This window comes from Novosphingobium sp. FKTRR1 (assembly GCF_020404405.1).
Lineage (GTDB): Bacteria > Pseudomonadota > Alphaproteobacteria > Sphingomonadales > Sphingomonadaceae > Novosphingobium.
The window spans coordinates 61,957-78,634 of record NZ_JAIZDA010000006.1 but is presented as its reverse complement, the minus strand read 5'-3'; the positions used below and the strand labels follow the sequence as shown (position 1 = coordinate 78,634).

The following is a 16,678-nucleotide window of genomic DNA, read 5'->3' as shown; positions in this document are numbered from 1 at the left end:
ACGGCACGGATCGCGCGGTCAGGCGAAGCGTTGCTGCACCAGCCCCCATGCCGCGCGCAAGCCGAGCGCCTCGCCGCCGCGTGGCCGCCCCGGCTTGCTCACCGGTCGCCAGGCGAACGTGTCGAAATGCACCCAGTCGATCCCTTCGCCCACAAACCGGTCAAGGAACAGGCCCGCCACGCTTGCCCCGGCAAAGCCCGTGGCGTGCGCATTGACCAGATCGGCCACATCGGACTTGAGGTATTCGCGATAGCCATCGTGCAGCGGCAACCGCCATGCCGGATCGTCACGCTCCAGCCCGGCGCGCAACAGCGCCTCGGCGGTGTCGTCCCTGCGGGTGAACAGCGCGGGCAGATCGGGGCCAAGCGCCACACGCGCCGCGCCCGTCAGCGTGGCGAAGTCGATCAGCAGCGCGGGTTTGCCTTCGCTCGCGCGGGTCAGCGCATCGCCAAGGATCAGCCGTCCCTCGGCGTCGGTATTGGTGATCTCGACCGACAGCCCCTGCCGCGTGCGCAATACATCGCCGGGGCGGAAGGCATTGCCCGAAATGGCGTTCTCGACCGCCGGGACAAGCAAGTGCAGATGGACCGGCAGGCGCGCCGCCATGACCAGTCCGGCCAGCGCCAGCGCGTGCGCGGCCCCGCCCATGTCCTTTTTCATCAAGGCCATGCCCGACGACGGTTTGATATCGAGCCCGCCCGAATCGAAGCACACGCCCTTGCCCACGATGGCAAGGCGCGGATGCTTGGGATCGCCCCATTCCAGTTCGATCAGGCGCGGCGCATGGTGGCGCGATGCGGCACGACCGACCGCGTGGACCATCGGATAGTCGCGCTCCAGCGTGTCGCCGGTCACGACATGGACCGTGGCATGGTGCGCCTTGGCCAGTGCCCGCGCCTCGGCCTCGATCTGGGCGGGGCCCATGTCCTCGGCCGGCGTGTTGACCAGATCGCGCACGGTCATTACCGCGCCCGCCTCGGCCAGAGCGGCGTCGATCGCCTTCAGTTCCTGCACCAGCAGCACGCGCGGATCGACCGGCTTGCCCTCGGTGCGGTAGCGGTCGAAGCGATACTGGGCGAGCAGCCAGCCATGAAACGCGCGGGCCAGCCCCCCGACAGCGCCCGCATCGGCAATGCGATAGATGCCGCCCGGCAAGGCCTCGGCCACGCGCGCCAGACACCAGCTGGTCAGGGCGGCCGTCTTTTCGACCCCCGCCACGGCCAGCCAGCCATCGCCTTCGGGCAGGATCGCGACCTCTCCTGCCGCCGCTTCAAAGCGCTGGCCGGTCAGCACCGCGCGCTGCGCCGGGGTGAAGCGCCGCAGCAGGGCATCGAGCCCCGCCTTGTCGCAGATATGGATCGCTGTGGCCTTTTGCCCGCGATCGGGCTGGATCAACGCGTTTCGTTCGGTCATCGTGGCGCAACCTTGCCGCAGGCATCCGCCAAGTGCGAGAGGAAAGTGTCATGACCAACCATCACCGCTTCGTTGCCTGTGCCTCCCTGCCCCCGATCCTGCCCCAGATCCTGCCCCAGATCCTGCCCCCGATACTGCCACTGATCGCGCTGGCCCTTGCCCTGACCGCCTGTTCGGCCAAGCCCGGCCCTGCCGCACCAACCGGCAGCGCTTCGGCCGCAGCGGAAAGCCCGCCGCCAGCCCCTCCTGCACCGCCTGCTCATGCCGCTGCCGCGCGCAAGGTCAGCGTCAGCAACGACCTCTACCAGTTCGACTATGCCTATCCGGCAGCGGCCGCCGCGATCCCTGCGCTCAAGGCGCGGCTCGATGCCGACCTCGACAAGCAGCAGGCCGACCTCGCCACGCAGGCGCGCGATGCGCAAAAGGATGCCAAGGCCAACGACTTTCCGTTCCACGCATGGAGCCGCTCGGCCGACTGGCAGGTTGTCACCGAACTTCCCGGCTGGCTCAGCCTCTCGACCATCCGGGGCGAATTCACCGGCGGGGCGCACCCGAACTATGCCTTCGACACGCTGCTGTGGGACAAGGCGGCGGGCAAGCCGCGCACCGCGACCGACCTGTTCACCAGCCAGCGCGCGCTTGGCGATGCGGTGCGCAAGGACTTCTGCGCCGAGCTTGACCGCCAGCGGCTGAAAAAGCGCGGGCCCGACAGCCAGGGCAGCGGCATCGACGAATTCAACGCCTGCATCGATCCGCTCGAACAGACGATCATCCTCGGCTCGAAGGGGCACAAGGGCTTCGACCGCATCGGCTTCCTGATCGCGCCCTACAACGCCGGGCCTTATGCCGAGGGCGATTATCAGGTGACGCTGCCGGTCTCGCCCGCGCTGCTGGCGACGGTGAAGCCCGAATATCGTGCGGCGTTCGCGGCACCTTGACGCGATGGCCTTGACACGATTGTCCGGGGCATCTCGCAATTTCGGCGCAACCGCGCTACATGATGGTCATGAACCAGTATGTGATCGCTGACGAGACCGAGACCCTGCCCCGCGACGGGTCGATCAAGCTGCATGGCCCCGCAGGGTTTGAGGGCATGCGCAAGGCCGGGCGGCTTGCCGCCGAAATCCTCGACGCGCTGGCGCCGCTGGTGCAGCCGGGCGTGGCCACCGCCGCGCTCGATGACGTGGTGCGGCAGATGACGCTGGACGCAGGCGCGATCCCCGCCACGCTGGGTTATCGCGGTTATGCCCACTCGTGCTGCATCTCGATCAACCACGTGGTGTGCCACGGCATCCCTTCGGACAAGGTTCTGAAGGAAGGCGACATCGTGAACATCGACGTGACCCCGCTGCTCGATGGCTGGCACGGCGATTCCAGCCGGATGTATCTGGTCGGCGACGTTGGCCTGAAGGCGCGGCGGCTAGTCGAGGTGACTTACGAATGCCTGATGATCGGGATCGAGCAAGCCCGCCCCGGCGCGCGCCTCGGCGATATCGGCGCGGCGATTCAGGCGCATGCCGAACGCCAGCGCTATGGCGTGGTGCGCGAATTCTGCGGCCATGGTCTTGGCCGCCTGTTCCACGATGCGCCCGAGGTGATCCACGCCGCGCGCGCCGGAACCGGGCCGGAACTGCGCCCGGGCATGTTCTTCACCATCGAACCGATGATCAATCTGGGCAAGCCGGCAGTCAAGATCCTCGAGGATGGCTGGACGGCGGTAACGCGCGACCGTTCGCTGTCGGCCCAGTTCGAACATTCGATCGGCATTACCGAGACTGGTTGCGAGATATTCACCGCCAGCCCCGCCGGACTGCACAAGCCGCCCTATTGATCGGCGCCTGCGCGCCCCTGCTCAATATTTAAGCAGGGGCTGCGCAAATTTTGTGCATTAATCGTTCGTATCCGCGCAATTAGCAGAATGCCGTTTGCGCCAATGCCGTTCATTTCTTTCAGACCTCAAGCATTTCCCGCTTTCGCACCCGCCGATCATGGCCTAGGGATTGTGAGCAAGCCGTGGCACGATTCTTGTTAGGGAGTCAGCCACACGGGATAAACGTCGGTGTCCTGCTCCTGTTGGCACACCGCCCTCGCAGAGGTCTGATCGAGTGAAGAAGGTCGAAGCGATCATCAAGCCCTTCAAGCTGGACGAAGTGAAGGAAGCGCTGCACGAAATCGGCGTGTCCGGCATCACCGTGACCGAGGCGAAGGGCTTTGGCCGGCAAAAGGGCCATACCGAACTTTATCGCGGCGCCGAATATGTCGTCGACTTCCTGCCCAAGGTGAAGCTTGAGGTGGTGGTGAGCGATGCATTGGTCGAACGCGTGGTCGAAGCGATCGCCTCGGCGGCGCAGACCGGGCGCATCGGCGACGGCAAGATCTTCGTCATCCCGGTCGAAAGCGCATTGCGCATCCGCACCGGCGAGCGCGACGACGCCGCAATCTGAATTGGTGCGCCGTTTGCCCTATGCCAGGGGCGCGGCGCTTCATGCTCGGGGGGGTAGCCTTAGGGACGGGCGGCCTCCACTGTTATCCACCCCTGGATGCCCTGCCGGTTCTCCCCCGCGCAGGGTCAAGAAGAAGGACCAGTGATGGCAACTGCAAAGGACATCCTCGCCAAGATCAAGGACGAGGAAATCGAATGGGTCGATCTTCGCTTCACCGACCCCAAGGGCAAGTGGCAGCACCTGACCATGGTCGCCTCGGTGCTCGGCGAAGACGAATTGGAAAGCGGCCTGATGTTCGACGGTTCGTCGATCGAAGGCTGGAAGGCCATCAACGAATCGGACATGATCCTCAAGCCCGACCTTGATGCGACCTACATCGATCCGTTCTCGGCCTCGCCGATGCTGATCCTGGTTTGCGACATCGTCGAACCCTCGACCGGCGAACTCTATGCCCGCGATCCGCGCTCGACCGCCAAGCGCGCCGAAGCTTTCGTCAAGACGACCGGCATCGGCGACACCGTCTATGTCGGCCCCGAAGCCGAATTCTTCGTGTTCGACGACGTGAAGTTCTACGACGGCTATGACGGCAACGGCTTCAAGATCGACGACATCGAGCTGCCGACCAACACGAACCGCGACTATGAATCGGGCAACCTCGGTCACCGTCCGCGCGTCAAGGGCGGTTACTTCCCCGTCGCGCCGGTCGACAGCCTGGTCGATATCCGTGGTGAAATGGTCAAGACCATGCTCGACATGGGCCTGCCCTGCGACAAGCACCACCACGAAGTCGCCGCAGCGCAGCACGAACTGGGCCTGACCTTCGGTACGCTGGTGACCACCGCCGACCGCATGCAGGTCTACAAGTACGTCGTCCATCAGGTCGCGCACGCTTATGGCAAGACGGCAACGTTCATGCCCAAGCCGATCAAGGGCGACAACGGTTCGGGCATGCACACCCACATCTCGATCTGGGATTCGGGCAAGCCGCTGTTCGCCGGTAACGGCTACGCCGGTCTGTCGGACTTGTGCCTGTACTTCATCGGTGGCGTGATCAAGCACGCCAAGGCGCTGAACGCCTTCACCAACCCGACCACCAACAGCTACAAGCGTCTGGTGCCGGGTTATGAAGCGCCCGTGCTGCTGGCCTATTCGGCCCGCAACCGTTCGGCTTCGTGCCGCATCCCCTATGGCGCCGGTGCCAAGGCAAAGCGCGTGGAATTCCGTTTCCCCGACGCCATGGCCAACCCGTACCTGTGCTACGCCGCGCTGCTCATGGCCGGTCTCGACGGGATCAAGAACAAGATCCACCCGGGCGAAGCCATGGACAAGAACCTGTACGACCTGCCGCCGGAAGAGCTGTCGCTCGTCCCCACGGTCTGCGGTTCGCTGCGTGAAGCGCTCGACTCGCTGGTTGCCGACCACGACTTCCTGCTCGACGGTGGCGTGTTCACCAAGGATCAGATCGAATCCTACATCGAACTGAAGTGGCCGGAAGTGTACCGTTGGGAAACGACCCCTTCGGCGGTCGAATTCGACATGTACTACAGCGCCTGATCGCATTTCGATCGGCCTGCATAGGGCCTGCAATGGGGGGCGTCCGGACCACTGGTCCGGGCGCCCTTCGCGTTTGGCGCGCAGCGGACTTGCCGATCGAACGGACTTCGCCTAAACACTGAACCATATGGTTCAGTGTTATACTCCTGCCCTCGACCTCTCCTTCGCAGCGCTGTCCGACGCGACGCGGCGCGGGATCATCGCCATGCTCGGCCGGGCACGCGAAGCGTCGATCACCAGCCTGGCCGAGACGTTCGAGATGACGCTGACGGGGATGAAGAAGCACGTGCAGGTGCTGGAACGCGCCGGTCTGGTGGTCACGCGCAAGGTCGGCCGGGTGCGGACCTGCCGGCTGGGAACGCGGGGACTTGCCGCCGAGGCGGAATGGATCGAGGCGCACCGCCGCCTGTTCGAGGCGCGCTTTGCCGCGCTGGATGACATCCTCGACGAACTGCAACGGGAGAAGGACGATGGCACAGCAGGATGACCGGGCCGCAACGACGGCCGTCGAAGCACGGGGCGAGCGCGAACTGATCGTGATGCGGATCTTCGCCGCGCCGCCTGCGCTGGTGTTCCGCGCCTGGAGCGAGGCCGACCTGTTCCGGCGCTGGTGGATGCCGCAGTCGGTCGTGGGCGTGGAACTGGTGGGATGCACGATGGACGTGCGGACCGGCGGCACCTACCGGCTGGAATTCGCTGTCGGCGGCGGCGAACCTGTTGCCTTCCACGGGCGGTACCTGGAAGTCGTGCCCGGCGCGAAGATCGTGTGGACCAATGACGAGGGCGAGGACGGCGCCGTCACGACGGTCACTTTCGCCGACCATGGCGGCGGGACACTGCTGACTTTCCACGAATTGTACCCGACGCGAGAGGCGCGCGACGAGGCGCTGCAAGGCGGCGCGGCGGCCCTTCCCGAACAGCTTGACCAGCTGGGCGAGGTGCTGGCGAGCCGGGGCGGATAGGCGGATTTCCACGCGCGCCACGCCCTCCTGCCATTTGTTCCACAGCCGCGCGCCGAACCGGGACAAACCGTTATTGCTGCAAGGTGAACGGAGCGGCCGCGGACTCGCCGAATCCCCGCCGATCCTTAGTAATGCTGCACATGCTCAGAAACGCCATCGCCGCTCTTGTCGCCCTGCTCACCATCGCGGTCCTTCCCGCCACTGCGCAGGCCCGCATTCAGTGTGTGGCATTTGCCCGCGCCAATTCGGACGTGCAGCTTTCGGGCAACGCGCGCGACTGGTGGGGCCATGCCGATGGCGTGTATGATCGCGGCGTGGCACCGCGCGCCGGAGCCGTGCTGGCCTTTGCGGCCAACCGTTCGATGCCGATGGGCCACGTTGCCGTCGTCAGCAAAGTGATCGATGCGCGCCACGTGCTGATCAACCACGCCAACTGGTCGCGCCCCGGCATGGTCGAGCGCGGCGTGATGGCGGTTGACGTTTCGGACGCTGGCGACTGGTCGCAAGTGCGCGTCTGGTTCGCTCCCACCGGCTCGCTCGGCCTGCGCCCCTCACCCGCGCACGGCTTCATCTACCCGGCAACGGTCACCGCCAGTGCTGAGCGCCAATCCAACGCGGGTTAACCCCAACGCGGGCTAAACTGCGCCTGCGATCGAAGCAGTCCTGCGGATTCGACACACTTTATCGCGCGCCCCCGTTACGAACAGCCTGATAGCGCAAAGCCCAAGTCGGCGCGCAGCAACGCCTGTCGCTGCTGAGGCCTGATCTGGCCTGCTTTGGCGCGCGGCTCGATCCGCTGGATCGCCCGACCTGATTTGCGCAAACACCGTTAAGTTCCCGGTCTTTGCGCCAGTTCGTCCCGAAATAAGCACGAATTTCCCGCCAATCTGGCGCGGTTTTCGACCGCTTTACCGCGCCGACAAACCCGCCCGGCGCGCCGTTGGTTTTATTCCAGCCACTTACGTATTTGCCCTCATTGGTTAAGAACCACCAGGCGTTCCTCCGGTCATCTTTCCTGAACCACGCGCAGGCAGCATTCTCGCATTCGGACAGTGGGCGCGACCGGTAAGGGAACCGGCCGCGTGGGGACTCCAGCGGCGGGACGCAAACGATGGCTAACAAGGGATCGACGGGCACCGGGCTCGACCAGACGGTTGACCTCATTTTCAAGGACTATGGCCTTAACCACCGCATTGCCGGATCGCATATTCGCGCAGGGGCCGCCTCGGCCGACGGCATCGACGCGATGATCGTCGAGGCGATCCGCGCACGGGGCCTTGCCAACGATGGCCAGATCACCACGTCCGATGTCTATTCGATCAACGATTACATCCGCGGCCACTACCTGACGAAGATCACCGCGCTGCACGGCGATGACGAAGGCGGGATCGAGACCGGTTTCCACAACGTGCAGGGTGATGGCGGCACCACCCGCATCTTCGGGCAGGACGCGGTCAACACCGTGCTCGACGGGATGTTCCACATCGGCTTCAAGATCGTCGACGGGCGCTTCCAGAACGAGGACGGCAATGCCAACGCCAGCGTCGAGGACGTGGCGTTCTGGATCAATTCGTTCCTTGCGGGCGATCTTGCGGCAGGCACGCTGGTCAACAAGCCGGCCGATCCGCAAGTCCACGGCACATCGGGCACCGGGCTCGACACCTTGATCGAAAAGATCGTCGATGACGAAGGGCTCAACCACGAAATCGGTCAGGCCGCCATCAACGCCGGCGCCACTGCCGCCGATGGCATGGCCAAGATCATTGTCGAGGCGATCCGCGCGACGGGTGTGGCCAACGATGGCACGCTGACCGCGCAGGATCTGGTCGACGTGAACCACTGGATCCGCGCCAACCGGCTGGCGCAGTGGACCGCGTTTCACGGGGACGACGAGAACGGCGTCGAAACCGGCTTTCACCGCGTTCAGGGCGACGGCGGGCGCGGCTATTTCGACGGGCAGCGCACTGTGGACACGGTGGCCGACGGCATCTTCCACCTTGGCTTCAAGATCAGTGGCGACCGCCTGCTGAACGAGGATGGCAACGCCAATGCCACCTTGAGCGACGTGTCCGACTGGCTGACCTTGCTGTTGCACGATGATCTGGCGTCGGGCGCGCTCAAGAGCAGCAAGCCCGCTGCCGATCCTGCCAGCCTGACCGGGTTCAAGGTGCTGGGTGGCCCGGCCACCGTGACCGATAACGGCAGCACCGGCGCCGCCAACCTGGGCGTAGCCAAACCGACCCAGCTGGCCAGCGAAACGATCGCGCTGGACTTCAAGCTCAACCACCCCGACGACGGCAAGACCCATGTGCTGTTTTCAAAGGACGGGGCAAGCGCGACCGCGGGCGACGTCACGGCGTGGGTGAGCGGCGGCAATCTCTATCTGCTCTATCAGGATGGCACCAACGATCACTGGATACAGGCCGATGGCGTGACCATCGCCGCCAACCAGAACTATTCGCTGGCGGTCACCTTCGATGGCAACGGCATCGGCATCTTCCTTGACGGCGAACGGGTGGCCTCGGACGCCGGTGCGATCGGGGGCCTTGCCAAGAATGCACGCGAACTGGTGATCGGAGCCGGCACCTGGGGCCGCTCGGCCAGCAATCCTGCGGCCCTGTGGGATCACGCCGATGGCACCATCTCGAACTTCACGGTCTATAACCGGGCGCTCGATCCGTTGCAGGTCGCAGCGCTCAACCATGCGGGCACGCTTGCCGACAGCTGGACCGGCACGGCGGCAGTCACCGGCGCGCAACCGGCGGTGAAGGCCGGAACCGGGCTGGTCGGCGACATTTTCGACCGTTCGACGGCGTTCAACGCGATCGACGACCTGATCGCGCAGGCCGCAACCAAGCCCGCCGACGGCCATTTCACCGCCAGCAAGGTCGACTTCGGCGGGCACATGCAGGACGGCACGCTCGGCCAGTTCCTCGGCAACAACGGCACGCTGACCAAAGGCGATGCCGCCACGGCCTTCAACACCATCGGCATGCATGTAACCGGCTATCTGTGGCTGGGCGCAGGTACCCATCTGGTGACCGTGCGTTCGGATGACGGCTTCCTGCTGAACCTCGGCGGCAGCGAGATATCCGAATATCCGTGGGGTCGCGGGTTCGACGCCACGAGCAAGCAGATCACCGTCGGCACAGACGGGCTCTATGCGCTCGACCTCTATTACTACGACAACTTCGGGGCCGAAGGGCTGCGGCTTGAAGTCGACGGCCAGACGGTCGGCGCGGATCAGTTGTACGCCTCGGTCGCCGACTACCAGAACGCGCTGACCGCCAATGGCGCGATGCCGGCGGGCGGACTGGCCGACACGTATGACGGTCCGGTCGGCACCACCGGCACCGGACTCGACAGGCTGATCGACATCATCGGCCACGACCAGGGGCTGGCCAACAGCATCTCCAGCGCGCAGATCGCGGCAGGTGCGGCCGCCGCCGACAAGATCAACCATTTCATCGTGGAGGCGGCCGACGCCGTCGGGGCGCTGGACGACGGGGTGATCACCACGTCCGAAGTCTATGACATGTCCGACTATATCCGCGCCAACCACCTTGCCGAATTCACCGCAGCGCACGGCGATGACGAAAACGGGGTGGAAACCGGCTTTCACAATATTCAGGGCGACGGCGGAACCAGCTACTTGTTCGGTCAGGATGCCATCAACACGATCATGGACGGCATCTATCACATCGGCTTCGACAACGCCGACGGGCGTTTCCTGAACGAGGACGGCAACGAGAACCAGCGGGTCGAGGACGTGGCATGGTGGCTCAACAGCTTGCTTGGCGACAGCAGCACCTACACGCCGGGACCGGCCATCGGCCCGCTTGGCAGTGCGGCTGCGCCCACCGTGGCGGTGACCAGCGGATTGAACACCCAGCTTGCCCCCGGCGCGTTGACGCTGATGCTCAACGGTACGGCGGTGAACGGCACCGGCAATGCGCTTGACAACACCATCGTCGGCAACGCCTCAGCCAACCAGTTGGACGGCGGCGCGGGCAACGACAAGCTGAGCGGCGGCGCGGGTGACGACACGCTGATCGGCGGCACCGGCAAGGACGACATGACCGGCGGCACCGGCAACGATACGTACTTCGTCGACAACCTGGGTGACGTGATCCATGAATCCGGCGTGTCGACCGGCGGGATCGATACGGTGATGCTCGATGGCGACACGCTGCCGACCTACACCATCGCCGGTGGTGTGGAGAACCTGCGGTATCATGGCGTCCACGATGTGTTCGTTACCGGCAACGTGCTGGCCAATGATATCGAGACCGGCAGTGGCAACGACAAAGTCGATGGTGGCCTTGGCAACGACACCATCGAAACCGGCGATGGCAACGACACCCTGTATGGCGGTGCGGACAACGACCGGCTCGACGGGGGTGCAGGCGCTGACAAGATGATCGGCGGCACCGGCAACGACACTTATGTCGTCGACACCGTCAACGATGTCGTGATCGAGAGCGTCGGCGAGGGCAACGATCGTGTCGAGTCCGGGATCAACTACACGCTGGGCAGCAACGTCGAGGAACTGGTCCTGACCGGCAATGCCTATTATGCGGGCGGCAATGCGCTCGACAACCGCCTGTGGGGCGACAAGATGAACAACCTCATCGATGGGGGCCTCGGTGCCGACACGATGACAGGCGGCATGGGCAACGACGTCTACAAGGTCGACAATGCCGGTGACAAGGTCATCGAACTGGTCGGCGAAGGGACCGATCAGGTCGATGCCACTGTCACGTATGCGCTTGGCCCGAACATCGAACTCCTGCGTCTGCTCGGCACCGATGCGATCGACGGGACCGGAAATGGCCTGGCCAACACCCTGCTCGGCAACAACGCTGCCAACGCCCTCGCAGGGCTGGACGGCAACGATACGCTGACCGGCGGCGGCGGGAACGACACCCTGACGGGCGGTCTTGGCGCGGACCGGCTGACCGGTGGCACCGGGGCCGATCACTTCGTGTTCCTGACCGTGGGCGATTCGACCGTGGCGACGGCCGGCCGCGATACCATCGCCGATTTCTCGCACGCCGACGGTGACCTGATCGACTTGTCCGCGATCGACGCCAATGGCGCGCTGGCTGGCGACGGCGCGTTCCATCTTGCCGCCAAGCTGGATGGCGGCGTGGGTGCGCTGGCGATCACCGGTTCGGCCGGAAACTGGATCGTAAGTGGCGATATCAATGGAGACGGCATCGCCGACTTCGCATTCCTGATGCAAGGCGCGCTCGCGCCGATCTCCGCCGACTTCGTGCTATGAGGTGACGATCCGCGGCTGCCGTTCGGCTCAACCCACCCGGCGCAGGCGGTTGGCCGACGGCAGCAGCAGATCGCGCGCCTCTGCCCCCGACAGCGCGGGCCAGAACAGGAAGCCCTGCACCAGCTCGCAGCCTGCGGCCTGAACCAGTCGGCGCTGGGTTTCGGTTTCCACCCCCTCGGCCACCACCTTCATCCGCAAGGTGTTGCCCAGCGCCACGATGGCGCACAGGATCGCATGGGCATCAAGATCGGCCTCGATGTTCGAAACGAACGAGCGGTCGATCTTGATCCGGTTGAACTGGAACGAGCGCAAGTAGCTGAGCGAGGAATAGCCGATCCCGAAATCGTCGAGCGCGATGCGGAAACCAAGCCGCGCCAGCCCGCGCAGCACCACGACCACGTGCTCGCTGCGATCCAGCATGACGCCTTCGGTGATCTCAAGGATGACCCGCTCCGGGTCTATCCCGGTCTCGTCGATCAGCCGCTCCATCGTCTGCAGGAAATCGCCCGCCATGATCTGCAACGGCGAGAGATTGACCGAAATGTCGCTTTCGGGCCAGTGGCGCGTTTCGGTAAACACGCTGCGCAGCATCCACGTGCCCAACGACACCATCAGCCCACCCTGTTCGGCGATCGGCACGAACAGATCGGGCCTGATCGCGCCGCGCTCGGGATGGTTCCAGCGCAACAGGGCTTCAAACCCTTTCACTTCACCCGAAGCGATCCCGACGATCGGCTGATAGGCCACGGTCAGTTCATTGTGCGCGATCGCGCGGCGCAGTTCGAGTTCCATTTCGCGCCGCAGTTTCAGGCTTGCGTCCATATCGCGCGTGAAACGGCGATAACGCGCCCGCCCACGCTGCTTGGCGCGATAGAGCGCGATGTCGGCGCGGCGCAGCAGTTCGCCGGGATCCTCGCTATGCTCGGGCCCCCAACTGATCCCGCAGCTGCAACTGATATCCAGCTTGGTTCCCGAAATCAGGAAAGGCTCGCGCATCAAGGCCAGCACTTCCTCGCCCAATGCGTCGGCCGCTGCCTTGCCGCCTTCGCCATGCCGCAGCAGCACGAATTCATCGCCGCCAAAGCGCGAAATGAAGTCGCCGACCGGCAACTTGCGCCGCAAGCGGTGCGCCACCTGCCGGACGAGTTCGTCGCCGACATGGTGGCCCAGCGTATCGTTGACCACCTTGAAGCTGTCGATATCGAGATAGGCAACGAACACGTCGCCCGGTTGGCGCCCATCGATGCAGGCGGTCAGTTCGGAGCGCAGCCGCTGCATGAAGTGGGTGCGATTGGGCAGCCCCGACATCGAATCATGCAGCGCGTTGTGCTGGGCCTGTGCTTCGCTGGCAGCCAGTTCGTGCGCGGCGCGGCGGGTGCGTCCGAAGATCGTCGCGCCCCCCACGACCACACCGATAAAGAACATGATCCACACGATCAGCAAGGGAGTCGTCCGGCGATAGATCGTCGGTCCCGGTTCGCGCGGCTCCCAGTGCAGCACGCCCAGCGGCGAGCCATCGACCGCGAACAGCGGCAGCGCATTGCGCCCGCCGATCGCGCTGTTGTTGTCGGCAAACCTCACCACCGGCAACGCCAGATCTTCGCTCATCCGGGCCAGCACATGCTCGTTGAGCGGCTGGATCGTCACCAGAAAGTTCGGCACCTCCTGCAAAAGCAATGGCCTGCGATCAGGTACGATCGAGGCCACGGTGATGATCGATGGGCGATTGGCCACGCTGGCAATGCCCGATTCCCACAAGGCATTGGGCATTCCGGCCGCGTTCGTCGGCCAGCTTCGGCCACCGGGCAGCTTCATCGTGCCAGCGCGTTGATCCAGCGTGTGGGCACCGTTCAGCGCCTTGGCGATCAACCCTTCGATCTGCCAGCGCAAATGGGCATAGGGCAGATCGTTTGCGCGCCGCCCGTCGCGCCAGCCGCGCAGCAAGGTGCCGTCCGGCGCGACGAGCAGGATCGTGGCGATGCCCTGGGTATTGCCGACGAACTTGCCGAACTCGCGGTCGGTCCAGACCGGATCGACTTTCAACACCGCATGTTCGAAGGTTTCGTCCCAGCCGATGAGTCCACGCTGCGACTGCGCGCCGGTTTCCATCGCACGTTGCAGAAACCGCGCCACGTGGACACGCTCTTCCCGGCGGGCAAGGTCATCGGCCACACTGGTGGCGTGCTGGAAGGCGGCGGCCAGCGCCACGGACAAGGCCATAAGCGCCATCAAGGTCGCAAGCGCGACCCCGCCAACGCGCAGATTGCCCGTCATGATCGGCGCCTTGCGCGCACGCTTGCCAGACCTTGTCCCCATCGCGTTCAGCGATAGGCGAAATGATCCCAAGAAATCGTTAGCGCTGGTGATGTAATGCGAATGAGATTTGCTCACCTTGGCGGCAAATCGGACGAATTCCGACCAGCCCGCCACAAGGGCATCCGGTGCCACAGCGGGTTGCAATCTGCCACTTGTACTGCAATGCTCGTGTCTGATTCCAAGGCCATACCGGCCCATACGTTTCGGGAGATCCGCAATGCGCGAGTTGCTGCAACACTATATCGACGGGCAATGGGTCGACAGCGAAGGCGGTACCCGCCACGAAGTCATCAACCCGGCCACCGAAGAACCTTGTGCGGTCATCACGCTGGGCTCGCAGGCCGATGTCGACAAGGCCGTGGCCGCCGCGAAAAAGGCATTCGCCAGCTACAGCCAGTGGCCGCTGGCCGAGCGCAAGGCGCTGCTCGAACGCATCATTGCGGAATACAAGGCGCGTGCCGCCGACTTTGGCGCGGTGATCAGCGAAGAAATGGGCGCGCCGATCAGCTTTGCTTCCACCGCACAAGTCGGCGCCGGGATCGGCTATCTGGCTGGCGCGCTCGAAGCGCTTGAAATCTTCAAATGGGAAGAGCCGGTCCTCCACGCGCCCAACGCGCGCATCGTCTATGAACCGATCGGCGTGGTTGCCGCGATCACCCCGTGGAACTGGCCGCTCAACCAGATCTGCGCCAAGATCGCGCCGTGCATCCTGGCGGGCAACACCGTGGTGCTCAAGCCGTCGGAGGAATGCCCCTCCAACGCCAAGATCTTCGCCGAGGTGCTGCATGCCGCGGGCGTTCCGGCGGGCGTGTTCAACTTGGTGCAGGGCGATGGCCCCGGCGTCGGCGTGGCGCTGACGGTTCACCCTGACGTCGAAATGGTCAGCTTCACCGGGTCAACCCGCGCGGGCATCCAGATCGCCAAGAACGCCGCCGACACGGTCAAGCGGGTGCATCAGGAACTGGGCGGCAAGTCGCCCAACCTGATCCTCGAAGATGCCGATTTCGCCGCCGAACTGCCCGGCACGCTGTCGGGCGTGATCGCCAACACCGGCCAAAGCTGCATCGCTCCCACGCGCATCCTCGTCCCCGCTTCGCGCAAGGCCGAGGCTGAGGAGTTCGTGAAGAACTACTTTGCCGCCGTTCAGGTGGGCAGCCCGGCCGAAGCCGGTGGCCACATCGGCCCGGTCGTCAACAAGGCGCAGTGGACCAAGGTGCAGGGTCTGATCGACGCCACCATCGACGAAGGCGGCACGCTGCTGCAAGGCGGCCCCGGCCTGCCCGACAACGTCAACCGTGGCTACTTCATCCGTCCGACCGTGTTCTCCGACGTGACCCCCGACATGACCATCTTCCGCGAGGAAACCTTCGGTCCGGTCGCCACGATCACCACCTATGACGGGATCGAGGACGGCATCGAACTGGCCAACCGTACGGCCTATGGTCTTGCCTCCACCATCACCGGCCCGACCGAATCGGCCAAGCCGATCGTCGGCAAGCTGCGCGCGGGTCTGGTGTCGGTGAACACCTGGGGCGGCGTGAAGGGCGGCTCGTTCGGCGGCTACAAGCAGTCGGGCAACGGCCGCGAAGGCGGTATCCACGGCCTCAAGGACTTCCTCGAAGTGAAGACCATCGTCAACGCCTGACGACTGGCGCTTTGCTGGCAAGGCATGGAAAAGCCCGCGTCACCAAGGTGGCGCGGGCTTTTCCTTTGCCCGCGTGATGGCCTGGCGCGCCACGGCTGTCGTGCAGTCACATGCTTGTCACGCGGCGGAGAACTTGCTCTATCTGCGCGCGGATCAGTCAGCTAGGCTGGGGTCGCAGTGCGTTCCATGCGCGACAAGGCGCAGGAACAGCAGGTACTTATCGGGGGGGATACATGTCTGAACGCAAGGCCTTGATCGGCGAACTCATCTCGGAATGCATGGCCGTGGCGATCATCATCACGATCGGCAATTCGGTCGCCGCGATGTACACCCTCTACGACCCCAGTCCCTACAAGCTCGCCTACTGGGGCGTTTGCATCACCTGGGGCCTTGCGGTCACGATCGCGATCTACGTCACCGGGGCGGTTTCGGGCACCCATGCCAACCCCGCCGTAACCCTTGCGCTGGCGCTCTATCGCGACTTTCCGTTGCGCAAGATCGTGCCCTACTGGCTGGCGCAAGTAGCAGGCGCGATCATCGGCGCGGCGCTCGTCTACCTGCTCTATGGCCCGGTCATCGACGCCTACAACCTGACGCAGGGCGTGACGCGCGAAGCGGGCGGCGCGGCGGGCGTGTTCTTTACCCATCCGGGCGCGGGGATCACCCCGATCCACGCCTTCGTCGACGAAATCGTGCTGACCGGCATTCTGGTGCTCGGCATTTTCGCGATCACCGACGAATACAACACGCAGGCCCCACAAGCCAATTCCAGCGCGCTGATCATCGGCCTGCTGATCGCGATGATCGGCGCGTCCGCCGGCTATCTTGAAGCGTGGCCGCTCAACCCCGCGCGCGATTTCGGCCCGCGCCTGTTCTGCTACTTCACCGGCTGGGGCGCTGCGGCCTTCCCCGCTCCGCTGAACTATTGGTGGGTGCCCATCGCCGGACCGCTGGTGGGCGGCGTTGCAGGTGCGACCGTGTACCAGTGGCTGATCCGGCCCTATCTGCCCGCGCGGAACAGCGCGGCCTGATCACGCTGAGCGGCCCATGGCAAGAGAAC

12 protein-coding genes are annotated in these 16,678 nt (G+C 64.7%); 10 read left to right on the top strand and 2 right to left on the bottom strand.

Going from position 1 to position 16,678, the window contains the following annotated elements; translation table 11 throughout:
• Window positions 1-18: 18 nt before the first annotated feature.
• Complete coding sequence (locus LDN95_RS08180) at window positions 19-1,413, bottom strand: M17 family metallopeptidase (RefSeq protein ID WP_226017171.1); 1,395 nt, start codon at window positions 1,411-1,413, stop codon at window positions 19-21.
• 50 nt (window positions 1,414-1,463) lie between these two features.
• Here LDN95_RS08180 and LDN95_RS08175 point away from each other — a divergent pair, with 50 nt between their 5' ends.
• The 8 genes from LDN95_RS08175 to LDN95_RS23235 all read left to right on the top strand — a co-directional run bounded on the left by LDN95_RS08175 (window position 1,464) and on the right by LDN95_RS23235 (window position 11,657).
• Complete coding sequence (locus LDN95_RS08175; RefSeq protein ID WP_226017170.1) at window positions 1,464-2,351, top strand: PdaC/SigV domain-containing protein; 888 nt, start codon at window positions 1,464-1,466, stop codon at window positions 2,349-2,351.
• Between the two features lie 62 nt (window positions 2,352-2,413).
• Window positions 2,414-3,244, top strand: a complete 831-nt coding sequence (gene map, locus LDN95_RS08170; protein WP_370631668.1) for a type I methionyl aminopeptidase — start codon at window positions 2,414-2,416, stop codon at window positions 3,242-3,244.
• Window positions 3,245-3,518: 274 nt separating this feature from the next.
• A complete protein-coding gene (locus tag LDN95_RS08165) occupies window positions 3,519-3,857 on the top strand; it encodes a P-II family nitrogen regulator (protein WP_226017168.1) in 339 nt (112 codons plus the stop codon).
• A 144-nt stretch (window positions 3,858-4,001) separates the two neighbouring features.
• On the top strand, window positions 4,002-5,411 hold the full coding sequence (gene glnA, locus LDN95_RS08160) for a type I glutamate--ammonia ligase (protein ID WP_226017167.1): 1,410 nt from the start codon (window positions 4,002-4,004) through the stop codon (window positions 5,409-5,411).
• 127 nt (window positions 5,412-5,538) lie between these two features.
• Complete coding sequence (locus LDN95_RS08155; protein ID WP_226017166.1) at window positions 5,539-5,898, top strand: helix-turn-helix transcriptional regulator; 360 nt, start codon at window positions 5,539-5,541, stop codon at window positions 5,896-5,898.
• Window positions 5,882-6,373 carry an SRPBCC domain-containing protein gene (locus tag LDN95_RS08150; protein ID WP_226017165.1) on the top strand — a complete coding sequence of 164 codons (492 nt, stop codon included), beginning with the start codon at window positions 5,882-5,884 and terminating at the stop codon, window positions 6,371-6,373. Before LDN95_RS08155 ends, LDN95_RS08150 begins: the two co-directional genes overlap by 17 nt.
• Window positions 6,374-6,513: 140 nt before the next feature.
• Window positions 6,514-6,996, top strand: a complete 483-nt coding sequence (locus tag LDN95_RS08145; protein WP_226017164.1) for a CHAP domain-containing protein — start codon at window positions 6,514-6,516, stop codon at window positions 6,994-6,996.
• Window positions 6,997-7,484: 488 nt separating this feature from the next.
• The gene (locus LDN95_RS23235) at window positions 7,485-11,657 is read left to right on the top strand and encodes a LamG-like jellyroll fold domain-containing protein (RefSeq protein ID WP_305082579.1); all 4,173 of its coding nucleotides are present in this window, start codon (window positions 7,485-7,487) and stop codon (window positions 11,655-11,657) included.
• A 27-nt stretch (window positions 11,658-11,684) separates the two neighbouring features.
• Here LDN95_RS23235 and LDN95_RS08125 read toward each other — a convergent pair whose 3' ends face one another.
• Window positions 11,685-13,931 carry a bifunctional diguanylate cyclase/phosphodiesterase gene (locus LDN95_RS08125; protein ID WP_226017163.1) on the bottom strand — a complete coding sequence of 749 codons (2,247 nt, stop codon included), beginning with the start codon at window positions 13,929-13,931 and terminating at the stop codon, window positions 11,685-11,687.
• A 259-nt stretch (window positions 13,932-14,190) separates the two neighbouring features.
• Here LDN95_RS08125 and LDN95_RS08120 point away from each other — a divergent pair, with 259 nt between their 5' ends.
• Window positions 14,191-15,618, top strand: coding sequence for an aldehyde dehydrogenase family protein (locus tag LDN95_RS08120; protein WP_226017162.1), 1,428 nt, complete (start codon window positions 14,191-14,193; stop codon window positions 15,616-15,618).
• A gap of 233 nt (window positions 15,619-15,851) precedes the next feature.
• Entirely contained in the window at window positions 15,852-16,649 is a 798-nt protein-coding gene (locus LDN95_RS08115) for an MIP/aquaporin family protein (protein ID WP_226017161.1), read from the top strand.
• Window positions 16,650-16,678: the final 29 nt, after the last annotated feature.